Origin of the sequence: Stenotrophomonas sp. 1337 (assembly GCF_031455455.1) — a bacterium.
Taxonomy (GTDB): domain Bacteria; phylum Pseudomonadota; class Gammaproteobacteria; order Xanthomonadales; family Xanthomonadaceae; genus Stenotrophomonas; species Stenotrophomonas indicatrix.
On the sequence record NZ_JAVDSR010000024.1, the window covers coordinates 12,716 to 37,033 of the forward strand.

Genomic DNA, 24,318 nt, shown 5'->3' on the forward strand with positions numbered 1-24,318 from the left:
AATTATTGCTGATTCCATTCACCATTGGAATCGGTCCTCCGTTCAGCGCTTTGGCCCGGTGGTAAAGTGGCCGATTGCCTCCTGACCCGCTGAGAACTGCCATGTCCACTGCTGCTTTCTACCCCGTCGGTACCCCTGGCCAGCCGTGGGGCGTTGCGGAAAGGGAGCAGTGGCGTGCGCGCCAGCAGCGCCTGCGCCGTTACGACGAGGAGGTGCTGCCGCGCATCGACGCACTGGCCGGGCATTTCGACAAGGTGGCCTACGGCCAGCTCGACTATGCAGGCGAGACCTACACCCTGTTCGCCCTGCGCAGCCGCGACTGGAACCCGGCATTGCCGGCCGCGCTGGTGACCGGCGGCGTGCACGGCTACGAGACCAGTGGCGTAATGGGCGCGCTGGAGTTCCTCGAAAAACATGCCGCCCACTACGCCGGCAAGGCCAACCTTGTGGTCGCGCCGTGCGTGAATCCGTGGGGCTTCGAGCGCATCAACCGTTGGAACTTCGATGCGATCGACCCGAACCGCAATTTCCGCGCTGACGGCCCGGCCCGTGAATCGACGGCGCTGATCGAACTGATCGCACCGTTGAAGGGCCAGTTCGTGCTGCACATCGACCTGCACGAAACCACCGACAGCGACGAGAGCGAGTTCCGTCCCGCACTCGCCGCGCGCGATGGCAAGCCGTTCGAACCGGGCCTGATTCCCGATGGCTTCTACCTGGTGGACGACAGCGGGAATCCGCAGCCGGCCTTCCAGCAGGCCGTGGTCGCCGAAGTGGAGAAGGTGACCCATATCGCACCGGCTGACGACAAGGGCGAGATCATCGGTTCGCCAGTGGTCGCGCACGGCGTGATCGAGTACGCGCTGGTGCCGCTGGGCCTGTGTGCGGGCATCACCGGGGCGAAGTACACCACCACCACCGAGGTCTACCCGGACAGCCCCCGCGCGACGCCGCAGCAGTGCAACGACGCGCAGGTGGCGGCGGTGTGCTCGGCGCTCGATTACGCGCTCGCCCATCGTTGATCGGTAGCGCCGGCCGCTGGCCGGCAACCACGGGGCAAGGGGATGCCGGCCAGCGGCCGGCACTAGCTCAACCCAACGCCTCGGCCCACCACAACGCTGCCGGCCCCGGTGGCGTATCGCGGCGCCACACCAGGTCGCTGTGGATGCGCCTCGGCCAGCCCGGCACGCGCAGTTCCAGCAGGCGGCCCCGGTCGTAGCGCTGCACCAGCGCACGCGGCAGTTCGGCCCAGCCGATGCCGTCCTCGGCCATCTCCATCACCATCAGGTAGTCCGACGCGGTCCATGCCGGCCCGCTGATCGGCGGTGCGTGGTCGACCTGCGCACTCAGCCGCACCTGCCGATGCCGGGCCAGTTGCGCCGCCGCACGCACGCCGGCCTGCGCCAGCGGATGATCGCTGGCCACGTACACCGCCAGTTCGCTGTGGTGGGCCAACGGCTGGGCCACCAGCGCATCGGGGTACTGCGCCTGGCGCGGCAGCAGTCCCAGCCCGGCGCGGCCAGCATCCACCAGTTCCAGCACGTCGCGCCCCTCGGCATCCAGCCATTCCAGCTCGATCTCGGGAAATGCCTCGGCAAACCGCTGCAGCACACGTTGCGCCGGATCGAGCTGGTAGACATCGGAGAACACCACGGTCAGGCGTGGCTCCAAGGGCGCGGCCAGGCGCACGCTCAGTTGCTGCAGGCGCGCGTCGGCGGCAAGGATTTCCTGCGCGTGGCCCAGCACCTGCCGGCCGGCGTCGGTCAGCTGCGGATAGCGGCCGCTGCGGTCGAACAGAACCATGCCCAGGTCCGCTTCCAGATGGGCAATGGCAGTGCTGACCGTGGACTGGGTCTTGCGCAGCCGGCGCGCGGCCGCCGAGAACGAGCCCAGCGCGGCGGCCTCGACGAAGGCCTGCAGGGATTCGGGAGAATAGGGCATTGATCCATCGCTCCTGTCGATGGAATCCATTTTGATACCACCGTAAAAGACGATGATACTGGCCGCCGTCGCCCCTGTCTGCGGGGGCGTTCCGGATCATCCACGCACGGCGTGGATCTACTGATGACGGGGCGCGGTCCCCGTCGCGCAAGGAGCTTCACATGTCCCGTACTGTTCCCGCCCGTGGCGCCTTCGTCGCCTGGGCCTGCCTGACCGTGGCGATCGTCGCCGAAGTGGTCGGCACGTCCTTCATGGCCCATGCCGCCCGCGATGGCGGCTGGACCGGCTATGTGGTGATGGCCGCCGCGCTGGCGCTTTCCTATTACTTCCTGGCGCTGTCGGTGCGCCGCATCGCCGTCGGCGTGGCCTATGCGGTGTGGGAAGGCCTCGGCCTGACCCTGCTGACCGTGGTCGGCATCAGCGTGTTCGGTGAGAGCCTGTCGCTGCAGCAGCTGGCCGGTCTGGTGCTGGCGGTGGTCGGCATCGTCTGTGTCACCCTCGGGGAGGCGCACTGATGAACATGATGGCCTTGTTTTTCGTGATCTGCTCGGCGCTGATCGATGTGGCCGCCAACATGATGGTGGCCAAGTCCGATGGCTTCCGTCGCTGGCGTTGGGGCGTCGGCGCCATCGTGCTGGTCTGGATCGCCTTCGCCCTGCTGGGCCAGGCCGTGCGCTACATGGACCTGGCGACCGCCTATGCGATGTGGGGCGCGATCGGCGTGATCGGTACGGCCACCTGCGGTCGCCTGCTGTTCGGCAACCGCCTGCGCCCGATCGGTTGGATCGGCATCGGCCTGGTCACGGCGGCCGTGCTGCTGCTCAGTACGGCGTGATCCCGGCTTGATTGCGGCGATCAGTGAGGTCGCCGACACTTGGGCTTTCCCGCAACGGAGTGCCCGCATGTTCAGTCACGTCACCGTCGGAACCAACGACATGGCGGCTTCCCGCCGCTTCTACGATGCCTTGTTCACTGCCATCGGCGGTCGCGCAGGCGTGTTCGATGACGAGGGCAAGCTGGTCTATATCAAGGATGGACGGATGTTCATGGTCATCCCGCCCATCGATGGCGAGGCGGCGTGCCATGCCAACGGCGGCACCATCGGCTTTGCGCTGGCAGACCCGCAGGCGGTGCATGCCTGGCAGGAAGCGGGGGTCGCCCACGGCGGTACCGCGGTGGAAGACCCGGCCGGCGTGCGGCACAAGGCCGGGCGCCAGTTGTACCTGGCCTACCTGCGTGATCCCGACGGCAACAAGCTGTGCGCCGTGCATGTGATGGGGTGAATCGTCGGTGCCGGACGCGGCGTGTCGTAATCGGACCAAAGTGACAACGCCGCCCGGCACGCCCGCCGGTCTGCAGGCGCGCGCGTAGCACGGAACACCGGCCGTTCAAGCCTGCGCGGTGCCACGACTTCATCCTGTGTCCACTGCGATTCAGCCAGAATCGGTCGGCTTACTCTTTGATCGATCCGGAGATGGCTGCCCATGGAAGCACTGGAGCCTCAACATCAGCCGGTGCGAACCCTGCGGCCCGTCTTCGCCTTCGCGGCGATCGTTGTCGTTGCCTTCGCACTGTTCGTCAGCCTGTATCCGATCGGCGCCGGTCGCCTGCTGGTCAAGGCGCAGGACTGGGCCGCGCTCAACGTCGGCTGGTACTACCTGCTGGCGATGACCCTGTACCTGGTGTTCGTGGTCGGCGTGGCGCTGTCCAAGTACGGCGGCATCAAGCTCGGTGCCGACCATGACGAACCGGAGTTCAGCTACCTCTCCTGGGCCGGCATGCTGTTCGCAGCAGGCATCAGCATCACCCTGTTCTTCTTCTGCGTTTCCGAGCCGCTGACCCACTACCTGCAGCCGCCGCAGGGTGATCCGGCCGCGGGCGAGGCCGGTGCGCGCCAGGCCATGCAGCTGCTGTTCCTGCACTGGGGCCTGCATGGCTGGGGCGTGTTCGCGCTGGCGGCGATGGCGATGGCCTATTTCGCCTACCGGCACAACCTGCCTTTGGCATTGCGCTCGGCGCTGTATCCGCTGATCGGCAAGCGCATCAACGGCCCCATCGGCTATACCGTCGACGCCCTGGGCATCGTCGCCACCGTGTTCGGCATCGGCGCGGACATGGGCTTCGGCGTGCTGCATCTCAACGCTGGGCTGTCGCACCTGTTCAACGTGCCGCACTCGAACATGGTGCAGATCCTGCTGGTGGTGGCGATGATGGGCGCGGCGGTCGCGGTTGCCGTGTCCGGCGTGGAGAAGGGCGTGCGCTGGATGGCCAACATCAACATGCTGCTGGCGATCGCGCTGGTGCTGTTCATGCTGTGCGCCGGTCCCACGCAGTACCTGCTCAGCACGCTGATGCAGAACCTGGGCGACTACCTGGGCAGCGTGGTGGGCAAGAGTTTCGACGTATACGCCTATGGCGGCCGGCCGGAATGGCTGGGCGGCTGGACGGTGTTCTACTGGGCCTGGTGGATCGGCTGGGCGCCGTTCGTCGGCCTGTTCATCGCGCGCATCTCGCGCGGCCGCACCATCCGCGAGTTCGTGTTCGGCGTATTGCTGATCCCGCTCGGCTTCACCCTGGCGTGGCTGTCGATCTTCGGCAACAGCGCGCTGGACCAGGTGCTGCACCATGGCCAGCAGCAGTTGGCGCAGCTGGCGGTGGATGACCCACCGACGGTGCTGTATGCGTTGCTGGATGGCTACCCGTGGAGCAAGGCGGTGATCGGGGTGACCGTGCTGGTCAGTTTCATCTTCTTCGTGACGTCGGCCGATTCCGGGGCGGTGGTGCTGTCTACGCTGTCCTCGCATGGCGGTGCGCCGGAGGACGATGGCCCGCGCTGGCTGCGCGTGTTCTGGGGCACGGTGATCGCGGTGCTGACCGCCGGCCTGCTGCTGGCCGGTAGCATCGATGCCCTGAAATCAGCGGTGGTGCTGGCCTCGTTGCCGTTCTCGGCGGTGCTGCTGTTGATGATGTGGGGCCTGACCCGCGCCTTCAGTGACGAGTCGCACCGCAAGCGCGCGCAGCAGTTCAGGCCATCGCCGCTGATCGGCGATGACCGCCACCACCAGGGCTGGCGCCAGCGCCTGACCCAGGCCATGCACTTCCCGGTACGCGACCAGGTGTACCGCTTCATGGATGACACGGTGAAGCCGGCGATGGAGGCGGTGGCCGAGCAGCTGCGCGAGCAGGGCTGGGACGTGCAGACGCGGTTCGAAGCGGGCGACATGGAGCTGTCGGTCAACCACGGCGAGCAGCAGGACTTCCAGTACCGGGTGATCCTCAGTGGCTACCTGACCCCGTCCTTCGCCGCGCAGCAGCTGCGCAACCAGCGCTACTACCGCGCCGAAGTGCATCTGTACGAGGGTAGCCAGGACTATGACCTGGTCGGCTACAGCCGCAAGCAGATCATCAACGACATCATCAGCCAGTACGAACGGCACCTGCAGTTCCTGCACCTGAGCCGTTGATGCAGCCACGCCGGGCATGGCCCTTGCCTTTGGAGGGTGCGGACCTTTGGTCCGCACCCTCCTGTTCAATCAGAACCGGTAGCGCGCGCCCAGCGAAACGAACTGCCCGCGCAGGTTGTACTGGCTGATGTCGAAGCCGTTGGAACCGCCGGCCGGATCGAACGGCGGGTCCTTGTCGGTCAGGTTCAGCACCGACAGCGACAGCGTGGTCTTCGGAATGCCTTCATAGGCCACGTACAGGTCCAGCTGGTGGTACGGCTTGACCCGATCGCGCAGGCCCGGATTGCTGGTGGCCGTGGCTACGCGCTGGTCATAGCCGCTCACGTACTGCAGGCTCAGCGTGCTGCTCCAGTCGCCCACCGCCCAGTTCAACGAAGTGGTGCCGCGGGTGCGTGGCAGCGCGCCATGGCGGTTGTTGCCGGCGCCGTCATAGGGCGCCTGGCCGGCCACCAGCGGCTGCTTGAAGCTGAGCAGGTGGGTCCAGCTGCCGGCCACGGTGAAGTTGCCCCAGCCCTCGGTGCGGAAGGTACGGTTGGCTTCCAGGTCGATGCCCGAGGTGGTCAGCTCGCCCTGGTTGGCGTACTGGTTGGTGATGATCTGGATGCGGCCCTGCGCATCGCGCTGCACGCGACCGGGGAACAGTCCTGGGTTGTCGACGATGAACTGCGCGCTGTCCGGCTTGACCAGGTTGTCCTGTTCGATGCGGTACCAGTCCAGGCCGATGCTGGAATCGGCATCGGGTGACCACACGGCGCCGACGTTGAGGTTGCGCGAGCGCTCGGCCTTCAGGTCCGGATTGCCGGTGCGCAGGTTGGTCACGCCGCGGCTGCCGCCGGGCTGCAGCGGATCGAACGGGTCGACCACCGAGCCGTAGCTGATGGTCTGCCCCGGTGCGATCTCCGGCAGCGACGGTGCACGGAAACCACGCGAGAACGAGCCACGCAGCAGCAGGCTGTCCAGCGGTTGCCAGCGCAGCGCGAACTTCGGCGAGAATGCCTTGCCGAAGTCATCGTAGTGGTCACCGCGGCCGGCCACCTGCAGCTCCAGGGTGCGATGCAGCGGCACGCTGAACTCGGCATAGGCGGCACTGACCTGGCGCTCGCCGTCGACGATGTTGATCGCCGGGCGCAGTTCAGTACCGGACAGCACCTGCGCACTGGTGCGCGCGTCCAGCGATTCCTTGCGGAATTCCGCGCCCCAGGCGAAGCCGATCGCACCCGCCGGCAGTTCCCACAACGAGGTCGATGCCTTGACGTTGAGCGAGTGCAGCTTGTACCAGCCCGGGCGCTTGGTCTGCAGGCGCAGATCGTCCAGTGCGCCCGGCGTGCTGGACGGATCGAGGAAGTTGTAGCTGCCGTCGCGCAGGATCTGCTGGAAGGCGTAGCGGTCAACGAAGTTGTCCACGTACTCGCGCTGCGCACTCTGCGAAGTCAGTGCGGCCACTTCCCAGTCCCAGCGTTCACCGGTGCCACGCACGCCGGCCAGGGCGCGGTAGAACACCTGGGTATTGTCCTTCAGGCGCGGGCCGAGATCGAAGAAGGTGTACTCGAACGGCAGTGGCGTGCTGCCCGGATTGTTCGGATGGCCGACCGGCAGGACAGCGGCGATATCGGTCAGCGTACCGGTGGCGGGATTGTAGGCACGCAGGCCCGGGCCGACCGTCAGCGGGGCGCTGAAGATCTGGTCGGCCTTGTTGTGGCTGTACAGCACGTCGGCGAAGGCTTCGACGCTGTCACTGAAGCGATAGGTCGCGCTCAACGATGCCTGCAGGCGCTCGGCGCCGGGCTGCAGGGTCTTGAACGGCTGCGCGTTGAAGGCGCAGGCCTGGCCGGGCAGGGTGCTGCCGAAGTCGCTGTAGGGACGCAGCTCGCTGCCCTCGGGGCAGGGCGAGAACGGCTGCGGTGCGCGCGGATTGGACAGCCAGTTGCCACCGGCGGTGGACCAGCCGGCGAGGCGGCCACCGGGCTTGTCGCGGAAATCGCCGTCGCGGGTGTACGCGCGCTGGTCGGCGTCGAGGCGGTCGCGCTTGAGCAGGTCCAGCCCGAACAGCACGTTCCAGCCTTGCTGCTCGAGGTCACCGAAGCCGGCCAGCAGGTTGGCCTTGCGCTCGTTCAGGCCGCCCTGGGTGGCGGTGCCGAAACCACCGCCGACTTCCACGCCCTGGAAGTCGCGACGCAGGATGATGTTGATGACGCCGGCGATGGCGTCCGAGCCGTACACCGCCGAGGCGCCATCCTTCAGCACTTCGATGCGCTCGACCGCGCTGATCGGCAGCGCATTGAGGTCGACGAAGGTGTCCTGGGTGTTGAGCGCAAAACCGAAGTTGGCCACGCGGTAGCCGTTGACCAGTACCAGCGTGTTCTTCGGTGACAGCCCGCGCAGGCCGATCGAAGCCGAGCCTGCAGCGAAGCTGCCGGTGTACTGTTCGTCGAAACTGTTGCCGGCGTTGGCCGACAGGTTGCGCAGCACGTCGGTAAGGGTGGAGCGGCCGGTCTGCAGGATCTGCTCGCGGGTGACGATCTGCACCGGATTGGGACCGGCGGTGTCGCTGCGCTTGATGTTCGAGCCGGTCACCAGCACGGTGCCGAGGGTGGTGCTGTCCTTGCCGGTGTCGGCGGTTTCAGCGGCGCCGGCGTTGCCAGCGACGAGGGCCAGCGCGACCGCGCTGGAAAGCAGGGTGGTGCGATACATGGAAGCGACTACGCCAAACGGTGGAGGAGCCGTCAGTACCGCACGCGGGTGAGTGCGCCTTCCAATGACGAAAGCGCATTCAGTTATACATCACAGGTTCTTAACCATCGGAATAAGCGGTGGCGGACTGCCTCGCGCGCCGTTACGGCATTCAACCCCGACCCATTTAATCGACTGGGTGCATTGCCAGGTCGGAGACGAAAATCCAGAGGCTGTCCGGTATGTCGTTGTGGCACGCAAGCCCCATATCCCTGATGCTTTCAGGAAACTGGACCAGCACGCGCAAGCCGCGTTGATGCTTGGCCATGGAAGCTTGGGATTCCTCAAGAACAATGGTCCCGTTTGTACCGATCAACCTCCAGTAGTCTTCGGAGGGCCGAACGTCGTCAGGCGGGTGTTTGCTCCCGAGAAAGGTCGCCAGCAGCACCTTCCGACCATTCATTCCGCTCAACGTGATTCCTTCTTCAGCAAAGACGATGCAGACATTATCCATTGGGATGGGGGCGGCGCGCAGCGCCGCCGGATCCAGCGCCTTGCATCAAGGCCGCAGCAGCACCTTGCCATTGCGGCCCGAACCGGCGCCGGCTTTCGCCGCCTGGGCGATGTCGTCCAATGCGAAGATCTGCTCCACCGGCAGGGTCAGTTCACCCCCGGCCGCACGCTTCAGCAGTTCACCCACCAACCGCCGCTTGTCTTCCACCGCCATTGCCTGGCTGACCTTGCTGCCCCAGAAGCCCTTCACCGTGGCTTCCTTGTAGATCAGGCCGCCGGCGGGAATGCGCATCGGTTCGCCGCTCATCACACCGAAAGAGACCAGGGTGCCGTGGTGGCCGAGCAGGTCGACCAGGTCGCCGCTGGCATCGCCACCGATGGAATCGACTGCAGCAGCGGCCTGCGCTTGCCCGGTGGCTTCGCGCACCCGGTCCTTCCAGCCGTCCACCGAGGTATCGAACACGTGATCGATGCCCAGTGCCTGCAGTTGCGCCACGGCCTCGGCATTGCGCACCAGGTTGGCCACGTGCACGCCGCGCGCCTTTGCGAGCATCGCCAGCGATTTGCCGACGGCACCGTTGGCGGTGTTCTGCACGATCCACTGGCCCTGCTCGACGTGCAGGAATTCCAGCAGCATCAACGCGCTCAGCGGCATGGCGATCAGCTGTGCGGCCATTTCATCGGCGATCGCGTCCGGCATCGGGATCACCATCCGCGCCGGTGCGATGAACGCCTCGGCCCATGTGCCGTGCACGGAGGCGGCGGCAACCCGCTGGCCGATCTGCAGGCCGTCGACGCCTTCGCCGAGCGCATCGACCACACCCAGTGCTTCGCTGCCGCCGATCGCCGGCAGCGTCGGCTTGTAGCCATACAGGCCACGCACGGTCAGCAGATCGTGGTTGTGGATCGAGGCCAGCACGGTGCGGATGCGTACTTCGCCGGGACCCGGTTCGGGCAGGGGGGCATCGGCAACGGCGAGGACCTGGGCTGGATCGCCGAAGGAGGAGTACAGGGCAGCGCGCATGGGCAGTGTTCCAATGAAAGTTGACGTTGTACCGAACTGGGGATGCGCCCGGCGTCGACAAGGCCGCGCACGTGCAACACGGCATCCTGCGACCGATGGTCGCGTTGGCGCGCGATCACCGCATCTTGTGTTGACGGCTAGGAATATCCCCACTATGTTGTGGCTGTCACTCCCGGTCAGCCGCCGCCGCCGGACATGCAGCAAACGTCCCGCGGCCCGCCCCTGAAGGCTTGCCGTGTCGACGCGGCCGCCACCGTGCGGACGCAGGTCGCCCCCACGGCCCGGATACCGGCCGCAGGCGCAGGCAGATGCCGACGACCTGTGTTCCCGCCCCTTGGCACTTCACCCGTTCGCCCCGTGCGCCGGTATCGCGTGCAGGGCCGCCATGGCATCGGGCGCCGACGCGCGCACGAGCCTGGAGTTCCACCACCATGACCGACAGTACCTTCCGCGTGGCCGACCTGGCCGGCGCCGGCGACGCCATGCGCGCCAGCGGCGAGCGCGTGCCGACCTGGATCACCAAGGAAGCCGGCAATCGTCGCCTGCCGTTCGATGCGGCGCGCCTGCTGCGCAGCATCGATACCATCCACGCCGAGCTGCCGCAGCTGGATGTGGCCGACTATCGCCGCGTGGTGCTGGCGATGGTCGAACGCAAGCCCAGCATCAGTGCCGATGATCTGGTGGATCTGCTGATCCGCGAAGCGGAATCGCGCGTCGACCTTGTCGCGCCGCAGTGGGAACAGTTCGCTGCACGCCTGTACCTGCGCCGGCTTTACAAGCGCGCCAGCCGCAACCGCTTCTACGATGTCAGCCTGAAGTACGGTTCCTACGTGGGCCTGCAGGAAAGCCTGGCCGACCGCGGCATCTACAGCAATGACATCCTGCGCTGCTATTCGAAGGAAGAGCTGCAGCAGGCCGGCGAGATGATCGACCCCGAACGCGATCGTCTGTTCGCCTACAACGGGCTGTACCTGCTGGCCACGCGCTACCTGGCTACCGATCGCAGCCGCGAGGTGTATGAGCTGCCGCAGGAACGCTGGCTGACCATTGCCCTGTACCTGATGCAGAACGAGGGCGGGGCTGGTGAGAGCGGCCGCGTGCGCCGCATGCAGCTGGTGGGCGAGGCGTACTGGGCGTTGTCCAACCTGTACATGACCGTGGCCACGCCGACCCTGGCCAATGCCGGCAAGGTCGGCGGCCAGCTGTCGAGCTGCTTCATCGACACGGTGGACGACAGCCTGCAGGGCATCTATGACTCCAACACCGATATCGCCCGCGTGTCCAAGCACGGTGGGGGCGTGGGTGCGTACCTGGGGTACGTGCGCAGCAGTGGCGCGCCGATCCGCGGCGTGCCCAACTCGTCCGGCGGCGTGGTGCCGTGGATCAAGCAGCTCAACAACACGGCGGTGTCGGTCGACCAGCTCGGCCAGCGCAAGGGTGCAGTGGCGGTGTACCTGGACATCTGGCACCGCGACATCGAGGCGTTCATGGACCTGCGCCTTAACAACGGCGACCAGCGCCTGCGTGCGCATGATGTGTTCACCGCCATCTGCGTGCCGGACCTGTTCATGGAGGCCGTCGAGCGCCGTGCCGACTGGTACCTGTTCGATCCGCACGAGGTGAAGCAGGCCAAGGGCTGGTACCTGCAGGATTTCTACGACGAGAAGCGAGGGCAGGGCAGTTTCCGCGACCGCTACGCCGAGCTGGTGGCCGACGAGCGCATCAGCCGTCGCACGGTGAAGGCGATCGACCTGTTCAAGCGGATCATGCTCAGCCAGCTGGAAACCGGCAACCCGTTCCTGTTCTACCGCGACGAAGTGAACCGGAAGAACCCGAACAAGCATGCGGGCATGGTCTATTCCAGCAACCTGTGCACCGAGATCCTGCAGAACATGAGCCCGACGCGGATGATCCAGGAGATCGTCAGCGGCGACCAGATCGTCACTACCCGCCGCGCGGGCGACTTCGTGGTCTGCAACCTGTCGTCGATCAACCTCGGCCGTGCCATCACCGCCCCCGAGGATCTGCTGGCCAAGGATGTGCTGGAACGGTTGATTCCGATCCAGGTACGCATGCTCGACAACGTGATCGATCTCAATGCGCTGCCGGTGCCGCAGGCCACCATCACCAACCGCAAGTACCGCGCCATCGGCCTGGGCACGTTCGGCTGGCACCACCTGCTGGCACAGCAGGCGATCCATTGGGAATCGCCCGAGGCCGAGGAACTGTCCGATCGCCTGTTCGAGCGCATCAACTTCCTGACCATCCAGGCCAGCGCGCAGCTGGCCAAGGAGAAGGGCAGCTATCCGATGTTCGCTGGCAGCGACTGGCACAACGGCAACTATTTCCGTGACCGCGATTACAGTGGCGCGGCCTGGGACAGTCTTGCGCGCGAGGTAGCGACCAACGGCCTGCGCAATGGCTGGCTGCTGGCGGTGGCGCCGAACATGAGCACCGCGCAGATCGCCGGCTCCACCGCGTCGATCGATCCGATCTACAGCGCGTTCTACTACGAGGAAAAGAAGGACTTCCGGCGGCCGGTGGCCGCGCCTGGCCTGTCGCTGGAAACCTGGCCGTACTACGAGAAGGGTGCCTACAAGGTCGACCAGTTCGCCAGCGTGCGGCAGAACGCACGCCGCCAGCGCCATGTGGACCAGTCGATCAGCTTCAACCTGTACGTGCCCAGCACGATCCGCGCCAGCACCCTGCTGGAGCTGCACCTGAGTGCCTGGCGGGAAGGGTTGAAGACCACCTACTACGTGCGCTCCAACGACATCGACATCAGCGAGTGCGAGTGGTGCTCAAGCTGACCAGCCCGACCCATCGGTGGTAGTGCCGGCCGCTGGCCGGCAACCCGTCAGCAACAGAACGAAGGCAGAAGACCATGGCAACACCCCTCGACCGCATCAAGATCCTCGAACCGCGCCACCCCAACCGCAGCACCGGCATCATCAACGGCCGCACCAGCGGCATCCTGAACTGGAACGACATTCCGTACCCGTCGTTCTATCGCGCCTACAAGGAGCTGTCGACCAACTTCTGGATCCCCGACGAAGTGGACATGAAGGTGGATGCACGCCAGTACGGCGAGCTCAACGCGCGCGAGAAGAACGCCTACGATTCCATCATCGGCCTGCTGGCCACGCTGGATTCGCCGCAGACGCGCTTCATCTACAACGTCGCCGAGTACATCACCGATCCGGCCGCGCACGCCAACGCGGCGATCATCGGCCAGCAGGAGGTGATCCACAACGAGAGCTACAGCTACGTGCTGGCCTCGATCACCGACCTGCCCAACCAGAACCGCATCTTCGAGATCGCCCGCACCCATCCCACCATCATCAAGCGCAACGCGCCGATCATGGGGGCCTATGACGATTTCATGCGCGAGAAGACTGCCGAAACCCTGCTGAAGTCGTTGATCCAGTCCTCGATCCTGGAAGGCATCAACTTCTATTCCGGCTTCGCGTACTTCTACAACATGGTGCGGCAGAACCGCATGAACGGCACCGGCAAGATCATCAGCTTCATCAACCGTGATGAGCTGGCCCACACCAAGTTCATCAGCGAGCTGATCCGCGCCATCATCGGCGAGAACCCGGAACTGCAGACCAACGAGCTGACCGCCTACGTGCACCAGTCGTTCGAACACGCCATTGAACTGGAAACCCAGTGGTCGGCGGAGGTGCTCGATGGCATCGATGGCATCGACGTGGACGAGATGGTGCGCTACGTGAAGTACCGCGCCAACAAGATGGCCGGCATGCTCGGCATCGAGCGCCTGTACAGCGACACCACCGACAACGTGATGCCGTGGATCAAGGCCTACGCCGACAACTTCACCGAGACCAAGACCGACTTCTTCGAGATGCGCAATGCAAGCTACAAGAAGACCAACGTCGACAACGGCTTCGACGACCTCTGAGCGCGGCCCGGCGCTGCGCATCCTGATCGTGGTGGCGTCGCTCAGCGGCAACACCCGTGAGCTCGGCCGCCACATCGCCGCGCGTTGCCGGTCCGCCGGCCACGCCGTGCACTGGCAGGAGGCCGACGACCTGCGCCAGGGCCCGCCGCTGCCGGTGGACGAGGCCGACCTGGTGCTGCTGGGCTGCTGGACCGACAACGCCGGGCGCACACCGTCGGAGATGAAGGCCTGGGTGGCAGGCATCGCCGAGCGCGGCCAGCGGCCGCGGCAGGTGGCGGTGTTCGGCACCGGTGAAACGCAGTGGGGGCAGGAGTACTACTGCGGTGCGGTGCACCGGCTGATCTGCTATTTCCACAGTGGCTACCCGCCGCTGGAGATCGAACAGATGCCACATGGCCGGCGGCATGCTGCGGCCATCGATACCTGGACCGATACGGTCCTGGATCACTACTGGAGTACCACCGATGCAGATCATCGACGCCACCACGCCTGAGCAGTTCCAGCAGTTGCTGGCCGACCATCCACGCGTGCTGGTGGACTTCCACAAGGACCAGTGCCCGGGCTGCCGGATGCTGGACATGTCGCTGCAGCGGGTGGCCAGCGGCACTGCAGGGCAGGGCACGACCCTGCTGCGGGTGCAGCTGGAGGTGGTGGGCGAGGCGTTCTTCCGCGAGCTGGGCCTGCGGCAGACCCCTACGTTGTCGCTGTTCCTGGACGGTGACGAGCGCATGCGCATGCCGGGTTTCCAGTCGCCGCAGCAGATCGAAGCGGCGATCGCGGAGTTCCTGTAGCGCCGGTCATGCCACATCCACGCATGGCGTGGATCTACTGCAGGTCGCCAGCGGTAGCGCCGGGCCATGCCCGGCGGATTCCCACCGCGCGGATCAACCGGCTGCGAACGTATCCACCAGCAGCTTCACGTTCAGCACCACGATCACCAGCGCGATCACCCAGGCAATGCCGCCCAGCCAGCGCGGTGCCACCAGCGCGCCCATCGTCACCTTGTCGGTCACGATGCGTACCAGCGGGATGATCGCGAAGGGCAGCTGCATGGACAGCACCACCTGGCTCAGCACCAGCAGCTTCACCGCGCCCTGGTCGCCGAACAGCATGATGACCACCACCACCGGAATGATCGCCAGCGCGCGGGTGATCAGCCGCCGCAGCCACGGCGGCAGGCGCAGGCGCAGGAACCCTTCCATCACGATCTGCCCGGCCAGTGTCGCGGTCACCGTGGAGTTCAGGCCGGAGGCGAGCAGTGCCACCGCGAACAATGTCGAGGCCAGGCCGACGCCCAGCATCGGTGCCAGCAACTGGTGCGCCTGCTCGATGTCTTCCACGTCGAAGCGGCCGTTGGCATGGAATACCGCCGCCGCCAGGATCAGGATGCTGGCATTGATGAACAGCGCCAGGGTCAAGGCAAAGGTGCTGTCGGTCACCGCCCAGCGCAGCGCGCTGCGACGGCCTTCATCGGTGCGTGGATAGGCACGGGTCTGCACGATGGAAGAATGCAGGTACAGGTTGTGCGGCATCACCGTGGCACCGATGATGCCGATGGCGATGTACAGCGCATGCGGATCGGTGACCACCTGCGCGCGCGGAATGAAACCGCCCAGCACCTGCATCACCGGCGGCGCGGCCAGCGCGATCTGCACCATGAAGCAGCCGAAGATCACCAGCAGCAGTGCGATCACGAAGGCTTCCAGCGCGCGGAAACCGCGGTTCATCAACAGCAGCACCAGCAGCGTGTCCAGCGCGGTGATCACCGCGCCCCACAGCAGTGGCAGATCGAACAACAGTTTCAGCGCGATGGCCGTGCCGATCACTTCGGCCAGGTCGCAGGCGATGATCGCCGCTTCGCACAACGCCCACAGCGCCAGGTTCACCGGCTTGGGGTAGCGCGCACGGCAGGCCTGCGCCAGGTCCATGCCGGTGGCGATGCCCAGCCGCGCCGACAGCGCCTGCAGGATCACCGCCATCAGGTTGGAGATCAGGATCACCGACAGCAGCAGATAGCCGAAGCGTGAGCCACCTGCGAGATCGGTCGCCCAGTTGCCCGGATCCATGTAACCCACCGACACCATGTAGCCGGGGCCCAGGAAGGCCAGCAGCCGGAACCACCAGTGGCCCTTTTCGGGTACGGCGATCGACGCGTTGAGCGCACCCAGGCTGGCCGCGGTGGAGGCCGGAGAGTCGGTGGGCGCGACAGTGTTCATGGCTGCCAATATAGCCACTGCTATATCGCATAGCAATGTGAAACAATCGTCTTTACTGCGTCACTGGTCCAGAATTCAGGTTCGCACCCGGATGACAACTGCAGGACAGGCACACGCGTGGGCAAGACGGACGATTCGACATCGCTGAAAAGCACCCCCTTGATCGAGGCCGAGCGCCAGGTCGAGAGCTTCCGGCAAGTGCGCGAAGCACACCGGATGGAGCTGGTGGAGGATTATGTCGAGCTGATCTCCGACCTGCTGGCCGACGGCGGCGAGGCCCGCCAGGTCGACATCGCCACCCGCCTCGGTGTGGCCCAGCCGACCGTGGCGAAGATGCTGCGCCGGCTGGCCCGCGATGGCTGGGTGGTGCAGCGCCCGTACCGCGGCGTGTTCCTGACCCCGGAGGGCGAGGCGCTGGCCCATGCCAGCCGCCAGCGCCACCAGACCGTGGAGCGCTTCCTGCTGGCGCTGGGCGTGGACCCGGATACCGCGCGACGTGATGCCGAGGGCATCGAGCACCACGTCAGCGAACAGACGCTGGCGCTGTTCGACGCATTCGTGCGCAAGGCCGAGGGCGGTTCCGCCGAACGGTAGCGCCGGGCCATGCCCGGCGGGCGCGTTGCAGCCTCACGCATTTCGCCGGGCATGGCCCGGCGCTACCGGGGTTGAACGCCTGGCGTTGGGCGTGGACCCGGATACTGCGCGACGTGATGCCGAGGGCATCGAGCACCACGTCAGCCCAGCGGGCTCGTTGCCGCCTCACGCGTTTCGCCGGGCATGGCCCAGCGCTACCGGGGTTGAACGCCGTCATCGGGGCAGTGCGCCTGCTGTTGCGCACATGCCCGCTTCCACCATTCCTGCAGTACCGGTTGCAGCCCGCGGTAATGGCGCCCCTGCCAACCATTGGCCAGCACCGTGCCCTGCGCATCGATCAGCACCAGGTTGGGCGGGGCCGGGCCCGCCAATGCCTGCAGCGCTGGCATGCGCTGCGCACGACGCGGGTCCAGCACCGGCCACGGCATCTGCTGCAGGTGCATGTAGCGCCGCAACGCCGCCTCGCTTTCATCCAGGCTGACATACACCACTTCGGTATCGGCGCCGGCCTCGCGCAGCGCGTCACGCACGCCGCGCAGGGTCGGCACGAAAGCGTGGCAGGGCGCGCACCAGTCGGCGCCGAAGTACAGCGCGATCAGCGTTGGCGGTGGCGACCACTGCATCGGGCGCAGGGCACGTGGCTCGGGCCGCATCAGCGAGGCGGAGACCTGCGCATGCAGGTCGGCAGCCACTGCCGGCCATGCCAGTGCCAGCAACAGCGCGGGCAGCCAGCTAGAACGCATAGCGCAGGTTGACGTACCACGAGCGGGCGAAGCGAGGACCGTACACGTAATCGCTGTCGCGCAGCGCGCCGCTTTCCAGATCCTTCTGCCGCTGGTCGAACACGTTCTTGACCCCCGCCGCCACCGACACTTCCTGCTGTGCCTGCGCACCCAGATGGCGATGCCAGCGCGCGCCGAGGTCGGTGACCAGGAAGGCGCGGGTGCGATGCAGCTCGCCCAGCCGGTTGTTGAGCACCGGCATCGATCCGGTGTGGCGCAGCGCCAGGAACGTCTCCCAGGGCTCGGCCGGCATCCAGCTGAGTTGGGCCAGGCCGGTCCAGCGCGGGGTTTTCAGATAGTCGCGGCTGTCGATGACGGTGTCGCCGCCGTCGGCGGTGTCGTCGAAGATGCGCTGCGGCTCGCGGAACTGCGAGCGGTACCACGATGCGCCGGCAGTCAGCCGCCACTGCGGGGAGGGCTGCCAGCCGAGGTTGGTTTCCACGCCCAGCACGTTCGAGCCGGAGGCGTTGTAGCGCAGCTGCGTCAGCTGGCCATCATCGCCGCGCTGGATCTCACCCAGCGCGAAGGTATCGCGGATGCGTGCGTAGGACGCGGTGGCATCCCAGCTCCATACCGGGTCGGCCGGGTCGGAGCGCCAGTCGAACCCGAACAGGGTGGTCAGCGCACGTTCCTCCTTCAGGCCACGGGTGTTGCGCACGCGCACCTGCTCGCCGCCGAGGGTATCGACGTGGACATCCTCGACGAAGATTTCCGGCGCACGGAAGCCGGTGGCGATGCCCGCTCGCCATTTCAGCCGTGGCGTGGCCTGCCAGGCCAGGGCGATACGCGGTGAGAACACGGCGCTGTCCAGTTCCGAACTCTTGTCCACGCGCGCGCCCAGCACCAGGTCGACGTCCTCGCGTACGCTCCATTCGTCCTGCACGAACGCGCCGAGGTTGTGGAAGGTTGCATCCTCGAGCACGGCCAGGCGCTGGCCGGCACCATCGCGATTGTCGTCACGAAGGCCCTCATGCTTGTACTGAACGCCGAACGCCAGCGTGTGTGCACCCAGCCGCCAGTTCAACTGGCTGTCGATGTAGTGCAGCGGGTTGTGGGTGCGCCCGTACTGGCGCCATGAGCGTGATGCGGCGCTGCCCGGTACGTTCGGGTCCAGTTGCGAAGGATCGTAGCCGGGTGCGGACGGATCGGTAACCACGTCGCCGAGTCCGCCATAGAAACTGTCGCGGTCGATGTCGGCGAAGGCATAGGCCAGGCGGAAGTCGACGTCGCCGCTTACCTCCTGGTCCCATGACAGGCTGCCGCGGCGGTAGTTCGTGTCCAGCGATTCGGCGATGTTGGCCAGGTGTTCGGGCTGGTCCAGGCGGTTGCCACCGCGACGGCTCTCATCGGTCACCTGCAGGTCCAACCGCAGGCGCGTGCCCGGAGTGGGCGCATACCAGGCCTGCAGGCCACCGACCTTGAGGTTCTTGCGGGTGATCTCGGTATAGCCGTCGCCGTTGTAGTCGATGCCGCTGTTCCAGTTGCGCTGGGCGATCACCGACAGTCCCGCGTCGGCTTCGCTGGCGATCAGATCCAGGCGCACGTCGGCGTTCTTCTGCGGCGTGCCCTTCAGAACATCCACGCCCGCCTGCACATGGCCGCCGCTGCGTGCCGGCAGCGGCGGAACCAGATTGATGACACCGGCTACGGCGCCCGGCCCGTACAGCGACGAACCACCGCCCTTGACCACTTCAATGCGGTCGACGAAGCCGGCGGGAATCTGTTCCAGCCCATACACACTGCCCAGCGTGGACAACAGTGGAATGCCATCGAACAGCAGCTGGTTGTAGGCACCGGGAAGGCCCAGCAGCTGCACTTCGCTGGTGTTGCAGTTCTGGCAGTTGCTCTCCACCCGCAGGCCGTTGATCAGCTCGGCCGCGCGGGAGAAGTCGGTGGCCGCGCGCAAAGCGATGTCTTCCTTGCGCAGTACCTCGGTGCGGATCGGCACGTCCGACAGCAGGCGTTCGCTGCGGGTGGCCGTGCTGACTTTCACCTGCACGCGGTCCAGCTCGGTAGGCGAAGGCGGTGCGGCGAATGCGGTCACCGGCAGGGTGGCGGCAATACCGGCAGCCAGCGGCAGCCGGCGGAGAAAGGAGGCAGCAATGCGCATGAGGGCGTCGTCCTTGGGAGGGAGGGCGGCGAGGGCGACCTGGCTGGCGCACATGAAAGCAGATGGTCATCAACATAGCAATTGCTATATCAGGGTCTCGACGCGCGCGTGAGCGGTGGCCTTTACTCGAACGCAAGTGTTATAACATTACATAATGCGCGCGCAAGTGTGCCGGTGGTCATGCACCGGAAGGGGTCAGCCGCGGCGGAAGGCGGCGGGAGTGCGCGCGCCGACGATGATCATGCGGATCATCGTGGAGATCTGTTCGACCAGTTCCGGATCGTTCTCAGGGGGCTGGTCCATGGCCGAAGCGCCCATCGCAAACACCAGCCGGGTGATCGCCATCGACACCAGTTCCGGCTTGTACAGCACCGCACCATCCAGTGCGGCCAGGCGCACCAGGTCATGCTGCAGTTCTTCTTCGAAGTAGTGCAGTTCGCGTTCGACCGCGTGCTTGAAATCGTCAGAGCCGACCGCGCCTTCGCGCAGCAGTACGTGCAGCAGCTTGTCGTCGGCACGCAGCTGTTCCATGAAGGTTTCCACCGACACGCGTACCACGCTGGTGGCGCTGGACGTAGCGCGCTGGCGGGCTTCACCGATGATGGTGCGCAGCGAGCGCCCAGCCACGTCGATCAAGGCGACGGCCAGTTCGTCCATGTCGCGGAACTGGCGGTAGAAGCTGTTGGGTGCGATGCCCGCCTCGCGCGCGACTTCGCGCAGGCTGAGGGTGGAGAGGCTGCGATGCGGGCCGATCAGTTTCAACGCGGCGGCCAGCAGATCCTCGCGGCTCACCGTACGGCGGGCCGGGCTGCTGGCATCTTCAGGCGGAGACAGAACGGTGGCGGCGGCCATGGTACTTCCGGAGGGGCAAGGCTGAATCATACCCAATCCGGTGCAATATACACATGTATACACAGCTGTGTGTGCGGCCGTATAGTGCATCCATGAGCGCTGTCGTCCGTCCTTCCCTGTTTTCCCCGTACCGCTGGCTGTCGCCGTCGCTGTTCGACTTCTGGGCGGGCCAGCTGAATCCGTTGTGGACCCTGCGTGAGCCGATGGCCCGCCTGGTACGGCGCGAGCCGGCGGGCGAGGGCGCCGCCACCCTGGTCCTGCGCTGCAACCGGCACTGGGCCGGGATGCGCGCCGGCCAGCACGTCACCCTGGGCGTCGAGCTTGAGGGGCGTGTATTGCGCCGCAGCTACAGCCCGACCCGCCTGGGCCGTCGTGAGCTGGCCATTACCGTCAAGGCGGTGGAAGGCGGCAAGGTCAGCCAGCATCTGGTCGCGCATGCCAAGCCGGGCGACCTGTTCCGGCTGGATGCGGCCTTCGGTGATTTCCACATGCCCGCCGCAGCGCCGGTACTGCTGCTGGCGGCAGGCAGCGGCATCACGCCCATGCGCAGCCTGCTGCGCGACGCCTGCCAGCGCCCGCTGGCGGCGCCGGTCGACCTGTTCTACTGGGAGCGCAGCGCCGCGGCGTTCCAGTTCCGTGATGAACTGCAGGCGCTGGCCGCAGCGAACCCGAACCTGCGCGTGCATCTGCTGACCACCCGCGAAGGCGAGGTGCCGGCCGCGCGCATCCACAGCCACACGTTGGCCGTTGCCGGTGACGACACCCCGCTGGCGCAGCGCCATGTGCTGGCCTGTGGCCCGGATGGCTTCGTTGCCGCTGCGCGCACGCGGCTGGCGCAGCAGGTGGCCGGTTTCCAGGCTGAAGCCTTTACGCCGCCTGCGGCACTCAGTGATGCCGACAGCCTGGGTGAGGTCGCATTGACCCTGGCCCGCAGCGGCCGGCGGCTGATCGTGCCGCGTGGCCGCTCGCTGCTGGAGAGCCTGGAGGCGCAGGGCATCGCGCCCAAGCACGGCTGCCGCATGGGCATCTGCAACAGCTGTACCTGTGAACGCGTCAGTGGCACCACCCGCCACCTGCGCACCGGCGATACCCAGTCCGAAACGGCCGTGCCGGTGCGGATCTGCGTGAGCGCGCCGACCACCGACCTGACCCTGGATCTCTGAGGACTCCGCTGCCATGACCCGCGCTACCGACCGTGCCCTGAGCCCTGCCGAGATGCAGACGTTTGGTGAGGAACTCGATGCGATCCGCGACCGTGTGATCGGCAGCCTCGGCGCCTCCGACACCCGTTACATCCGCCGCGTCGCAGCGGCTGTGCGCTGGTCCGGCGTGCTCGGCCGCAGCCTGCTGTTCCTGGGCGCGTTCTCTCCGTTGTTCTGGGCGCCGCTGCTGTGGCCGGCCTGCATCGCCGGCACGCTGCTGCTGGCGCTGGCCAAGATCCTGGAAAACATGGAACTGGGCCACAACGTGATGCACGGCCAGTACGACTGGACCGGCGATCCCAAGCTCAACGGCAACACCTACGAATGGGACATCGTTGCCACCGCCGACAACTGGCGCAAGACCCATAATTTCCGCCACCACACCTACACCAACGTGCGTGGCATGGACGATGACATCGGCTATGGCCTGCTGCGCATCTTCCCGGAACAGCGCTGGAAGCCGTTCTACCTGCTGCAGCCGATCATCGCACCGATCTTCGCGCTGCTGTTCCAGTGGGGCGTGGCGGCGCAGGACCTGCGCCTGGGGCGCTGGTTCAAGGGCCGCATCAGCAGCCGTGCGATGTGGCTGCAGACCCGTCCGGTGGCCCGCAAGATGATCCGCCAGGTGCTGAAGGACTACGTGTTCTTCCCGCTGCTGGCCGGTCCGTTCTTCCTGCCGGTGATGCTGGGCAACATGGTGGCCAACGGCCTGCGCAACATCTGGACCTACGTGATCATCTTCTGCGGCCACTTCACCGCCGAATCGGAAACCTTCCCGAAGGAATGCCTGCGCAATGAATCGCGTGGCCACTGGTACCTGCGCCAGCTGCGCGGTTCGTCCAACATCAGCGGTGGTTTCGTGATCAACGTGCTGTCGGGCAACCTCAGCCACCAGATCGAGCACCACTTCTACCCGGACCTGCCGGCCAACCGCTATGCGGCCATCGCCAAGGAAGTGAAGGAAATCTGCCGGCGCTACGGCCAGCACTACAACAACGGCTCGCTGCCGCGGCAGTTCACCCAGGTGGTCTGGCGGATCCTGCGCCACGCGTTCCCGAGCAAGCCGCGCCGCCTGCCGATGCCGGACATCATGCCGGCACCGGCGTCGGCCAACGCCGGCTGAGTCTTCAGCCGGCTTTCGCCAACAGCGCAGGTGAATCGCGATCGAGCCTGCGCAGGAACACCTGCATTTCCTTGCGGGCCTGCTGGTCGCCCTTGCTGCCGGCCACGCTGAGCCCGCGCTGCCACGCTTCGCGCGCCGCCTGCGGCTGGCCACCAGCCAGCCAGGCCTTGCCCAGCAGCTTCCACGCCGCCGAGTAGTCCGGGTCCAGCACCACGCAGCGGCCCAGATGGGTGGCTGCGCGCACCGGGTCGCCGGCATCCAGCCAGCTCTTGCCCAGGCCGAAGCGCAGCAGTGCGCTGTCCTTGCCGGCGGCAAGCATCCTCTCCAGCGTTTCGATGTCCATCAGCGCACCTCCAGCAGGGTTTCCACCGGTCCCGCCTGGAAGCGGCCGCGATGGAACATCAGTGGTGCACCGCCTGCTTCCTGCACATCGACAATGCGCCCGGCCAGCAACAGGTGATCGCCGACCGGCCACTGCGCGTGGCGGGTGCAGGTGAGATGGATCACGGCACCGGCGATACGCGGTGGCGCATCTTCGCCGTCGTCCAGCAAGGGCACATCGGTGAATCGATGGCGCACCTGCGGATCGGCGAACCGGCGCGCCAGGGCTTCCTGGCCAGCGCCGAGCACGCTGATCGCAAAGCGGGTGGCGCGCTGGAACGTGGACAGGCTCTGCGCATGCAGGGCGAGGTTCCACAGCACCAGTGGCGGCTGCAACGAGATCGGCACGAACGAGTTGATGGTCAGCCCCTGCGGTTTTCCCTGTGCGTCGCGGGCGCAGACGATCGCCACGCCGGTAGGGAAATGGCCGAGCAACCGCCGCAGCGCACGCGGTGGCAGGCTGACCGATGGCACCGGTGCCGGAGCGGGGAACACCCCCGCCCACGGCCCGGCGTATGCACCGGAGTCCGCGTTCATGCTGCCCTGGCCTGGCGGTAGCGCCGGCCGACCTCGGCCCAGTTGATGAGGTTGAAGAACGCGCCGATGTAGTCCGGGCGACGGTTCTGGTAATGCAGGTAGTAGGCGTGCTCCCAGACATCCAGGGCAAGGATCGGGGTGTTGCCGGAGGCGCCCACCGCCGCGCCCATCAGCGGGCTGTCCTGGTTGGCGGTGCTCTCGACCTGCAGGCGGCCCTGGTGATCGACGGTGAGCCACGCCCAGCCGCTGCCGAAACGGGTCTGCGCGGCCTTGCTGAAGGTTTCCTTGAAGGCGTCGTAGCCACCGAGGTCGCGATCGATGGCCGCGGCAAGCTCATCATCGGCGGTGCCGCCATTGGCGTTGAGCACGGTCCAGAACAGGCTGTGGTTGGCGTGGCCGCCGCCGTTGTTGCGCACTGCACCGCGGATCGATTCGGGCAGGGCGTCGAGGTCGGCGATCAGGGTTTCCACCGGTTGTGCCGGCAGGCCCGCCTGTTCCAGCGCGGCATTGAGGTTGTTGACGTAGGCCTGGTGATGCTTGCTGTGATGGATCTCCATCGTGCGCGCATCGAAGTGCGGCTCGAGGGCGTCGTAGGCATAGGGGAGGGCGGGAAGCGAGTACGGCATCGAGACAGTCTCCGTGGGGAAGGCCAGGGGTATGGCCGTGGGGAGACTGTTATCGCACCTAAACATTGGTTGAGGTCAAGCGGGGTGGTTGAAAAGAGGGCGCTGTCGGCGCGTTGACTGCCCCGGGGTCGCGTGGGCGGATGGGCCCATGCAGGACAGGTCCACGCGCTGGCGCGGAGGCGACGTCAAAGGCGAGAGCAGAAGCAGCGGGGTAGTGGCGGGGGGGGGGGGGGGGGGGGGGGGGGGGGGGGGGGGGGGGGGGGGCGGGGGGCCGGCCCCCCCCCCCCCCCCGGGGTTATCGGGGCCCCCGGCCCCACCGCACCACCCCCCCCAACACAGAACCCCCGAGTGTTTTTTT

23 protein-coding genes and 1 pseudogene are annotated in these 24,318 nt (G+C 66.4%); 13 read left to right on the plus strand and 11 right to left on the minus strand.

Annotation, left to right across the window (positions count from 1 at the left end; all coding sequences use genetic code 11):
- Positions 1-101: 101 nt before the first annotated feature.
- On the plus strand, positions 102-1,022 hold the full coding sequence (locus tag J2X70_RS20270) for a M14 family metallocarboxypeptidase (protein ID WP_049469194.1): 921 nt from the start codon (positions 102-104) through the stop codon (positions 1,020-1,022).
- Between the two features lie 67 nt (positions 1,023-1,089).
- On the opposite strand, the gene J2X70_RS20275 is transcribed toward J2X70_RS20270, so the two are convergent.
- Positions 1,090-1,941 (minus strand): LysR family transcriptional regulator, encoded by an 852-nt coding sequence (locus tag J2X70_RS20275; protein WP_309911891.1) that lies wholly within the window; start codon positions 1,939-1,941, stop codon positions 1,090-1,092.
- A gap of 161 nt (positions 1,942-2,102) precedes the next feature.
- Between J2X70_RS20275 and J2X70_RS20280 the strand changes: the two genes are divergently transcribed.
- The 4 genes from J2X70_RS20280 to betT all read left to right on the plus strand — a co-directional run bounded on the left by J2X70_RS20280 (position 2,103) and on the right by betT (position 5,405).
- On the plus strand, positions 2,103-2,456 hold the full coding sequence (locus J2X70_RS20280; RefSeq protein ID WP_059064403.1) for an SMR family transporter: 354 nt from the start codon (positions 2,103-2,105) through the stop codon (positions 2,454-2,456).
- Positions 2,456-2,776 carry a multidrug efflux SMR transporter gene (locus tag J2X70_RS20285; protein ID WP_025878560.1) on the plus strand — a complete coding sequence of 107 codons (321 nt, stop codon included), beginning with the start codon at positions 2,456-2,458 and terminating at the stop codon, positions 2,774-2,776. The genes J2X70_RS20280 and J2X70_RS20285 overlap by 1 nt, the downstream gene beginning before the upstream one ends.
- 67 nt (positions 2,777-2,843) lie before the next feature.
- On the plus strand, positions 2,844-3,224 hold the full coding sequence (locus J2X70_RS20290; protein WP_025878561.1) for a VOC family protein: 381 nt from the start codon (positions 2,844-2,846) through the stop codon (positions 3,222-3,224).
- A gap of 201 nt (positions 3,225-3,425) precedes the next feature.
- The gene (gene betT / locus J2X70_RS20295; RefSeq protein ID WP_025878562.1) at positions 3,426-5,405 is read left to right on the plus strand and encodes a choline BCCT transporter BetT; all 1,980 of its coding nucleotides are present in this window, start codon (positions 3,426-3,428) and stop codon (positions 5,403-5,405) included.
- A 69-nt stretch (positions 5,406-5,474) separates the two neighbouring features.
- Here the strand turns inward: betT and J2X70_RS20300 are convergent, their stop codons facing one another.
- The 3 genes from J2X70_RS20300 to J2X70_RS20310 form a co-directional block, all read right to left on the minus strand.
- Positions 5,475-8,096, minus strand: a complete 2,622-nt coding sequence (locus tag J2X70_RS20300) for a TonB-dependent receptor (RefSeq protein ID WP_309911894.1) — start codon at positions 8,094-8,096, stop codon at positions 5,475-5,477.
- Positions 8,097-8,262: 166 nt separating this feature from the next.
- Positions 8,263-8,589 carry a hypothetical protein gene (locus J2X70_RS20305; protein WP_025878564.1) on the minus strand — a complete coding sequence of 109 codons (327 nt, stop codon included), beginning with the start codon at positions 8,587-8,589 and terminating at the stop codon, positions 8,263-8,265.
- A gap of 45 nt (positions 8,590-8,634) precedes the next feature.
- Positions 8,635-9,612, minus strand: coding sequence for a zinc-binding dehydrogenase (locus J2X70_RS20310; protein WP_088100148.1), 978 nt, complete (start codon positions 9,610-9,612; stop codon positions 8,635-8,637).
- A gap of 482 nt (positions 9,613-10,094) precedes the next feature.
- On the opposite strand from J2X70_RS20310, the gene J2X70_RS20315 reads away from it, so the two are divergent.
- From J2X70_RS20315 to J2X70_RS20330, 4 genes are all read left to right on the plus strand, one after another.
- Positions 10,095-12,422, plus strand: coding sequence for a ribonucleoside-diphosphate reductase subunit alpha (locus tag J2X70_RS20315; protein WP_223497264.1), 2,328 nt, complete (start codon positions 10,095-10,097; stop codon positions 12,420-12,422).
- Positions 12,423-12,496: 74 nt separating this feature from the next.
- Positions 12,497-13,537 carry a ribonucleotide-diphosphate reductase subunit beta gene (locus J2X70_RS20320; protein WP_025878567.1) on the plus strand — a complete coding sequence of 347 codons (1,041 nt, stop codon included), beginning with the start codon at positions 12,497-12,499 and terminating at the stop codon, positions 13,535-13,537.
- Positions 13,538-13,550: 13 nt separating this feature from the next.
- Positions 13,551-14,030 (plus strand): flavodoxin, encoded by a 480-nt coding sequence (locus tag J2X70_RS20325; RefSeq protein ID WP_309911907.1) that lies wholly within the window; start codon positions 13,551-13,553, stop codon positions 14,028-14,030.
- Positions 14,002-14,328: a thioredoxin family protein gene (locus tag J2X70_RS20330; protein ID WP_032975313.1), complete on the plus strand. Its 327-nt coding sequence runs from the start codon at positions 14,002-14,004 to the stop codon at positions 14,326-14,328. The genes J2X70_RS20325 and J2X70_RS20330 overlap by 29 nt, the downstream gene beginning before the upstream one ends.
- Positions 14,329-14,421: 93 nt before the next feature.
- On the opposite strand, the gene J2X70_RS20335 is transcribed toward J2X70_RS20330, so the two are convergent.
- Positions 14,422-15,753, minus strand: coding sequence for an Nramp family divalent metal transporter (locus J2X70_RS20335; protein ID WP_025878570.1), 1,332 nt, complete (start codon positions 15,751-15,753; stop codon positions 14,422-14,424).
- A gap of 117 nt (positions 15,754-15,870) precedes the next feature.
- Here J2X70_RS20335 and mntR point away from each other — a divergent pair, with 117 nt between their 5' ends.
- On the plus strand, positions 15,871-16,347 hold the full coding sequence (gene mntR / locus J2X70_RS20340) for a manganese-binding transcriptional regulator MntR (RefSeq protein ID WP_025878571.1): 477 nt from the start codon (positions 15,871-15,873) through the stop codon (positions 16,345-16,347).
- A 70-nt stretch (positions 16,348-16,417) separates the two neighbouring features.
- Positions 16,418-16,492 (plus strand): annotated as a pseudogene (locus tag J2X70_RS20345) (transcriptional regulator MntR); the annotation flags it as partial.
- A 49-nt stretch (positions 16,493-16,541) separates the two neighbouring features.
- Here the strand turns inward: J2X70_RS20345 and J2X70_RS20350 are convergent.
- The 3 genes from J2X70_RS20350 to fabR form a co-directional block, all read right to left on the minus strand.
- Positions 16,542-17,090 (minus strand): thioredoxin-like domain-containing protein, encoded by a 549-nt coding sequence (locus J2X70_RS20350; protein WP_025878572.1) that lies wholly within the window; start codon positions 17,088-17,090, stop codon positions 16,542-16,544.
- A complete protein-coding gene (locus J2X70_RS20355) occupies positions 17,080-19,239 on the minus strand; it encodes a TonB-dependent receptor (protein ID WP_309911899.1) in 2,160 nt (719 codons plus the stop codon). The genes J2X70_RS20350 and J2X70_RS20355 overlap by 11 nt, the downstream gene beginning before the upstream one ends.
- Positions 19,240-19,434: 195 nt before the next feature.
- Entirely contained in the window at positions 19,435-20,091 is a 657-nt protein-coding gene (gene fabR / locus J2X70_RS20360; protein ID WP_025878574.1) for an HTH-type transcriptional repressor FabR, read from the minus strand.
- Between the two features lie 92 nt (positions 20,092-20,183).
- On the opposite strand from fabR, the gene J2X70_RS20365 reads away from it, so the two are divergent.
- Both J2X70_RS20365 and J2X70_RS20370 read left to right on the plus strand, forming a co-directional pair.
- Entirely contained in the window at positions 20,184-21,254 is a 1,071-nt protein-coding gene (locus J2X70_RS20365) for a ferredoxin reductase (RefSeq protein WP_309911901.1), read from the plus strand.
- Between the two features lie 13 nt (positions 21,255-21,267).
- Positions 21,268-22,416 carry an acyl-CoA desaturase gene (locus tag J2X70_RS20370; protein ID WP_025878576.1) on the plus strand — a complete coding sequence of 383 codons (1,149 nt, stop codon included), beginning with the start codon at positions 21,268-21,270 and terminating at the stop codon, positions 22,414-22,416.
- 4 nt (positions 22,417-22,420) lie between these two features.
- Here J2X70_RS20370 and J2X70_RS20375 read toward each other — a convergent pair whose 3' ends face one another.
- Genes J2X70_RS20375 through J2X70_RS20385 form a run of 3 tightly spaced genes read right to left on the minus strand, consistent with a single transcriptional unit; the run spans position 22,421 to position 23,960 of the window.
- Complete coding sequence (locus tag J2X70_RS20375; RefSeq protein ID WP_033831318.1) at positions 22,421-22,759, minus strand: tetratricopeptide repeat protein; 339 nt, start codon at positions 22,757-22,759, stop codon at positions 22,421-22,423.
- On the minus strand, positions 22,759-23,334 hold the full coding sequence (locus J2X70_RS20380) for a flavin reductase family protein (protein WP_059064398.1): 576 nt from the start codon (positions 23,332-23,334) through the stop codon (positions 22,759-22,761). The genes J2X70_RS20375 and J2X70_RS20380 overlap by 1 nt, the downstream gene beginning before the upstream one ends.
- Entirely contained in the window at positions 23,331-23,960 is a 630-nt protein-coding gene (locus J2X70_RS20385) for a superoxide dismutase (RefSeq protein ID WP_309911904.1), read from the minus strand. The genes J2X70_RS20380 and J2X70_RS20385 overlap by 4 nt, the downstream gene beginning before the upstream one ends.
- Positions 23,961-24,318: the final 358 nt, after the last annotated feature.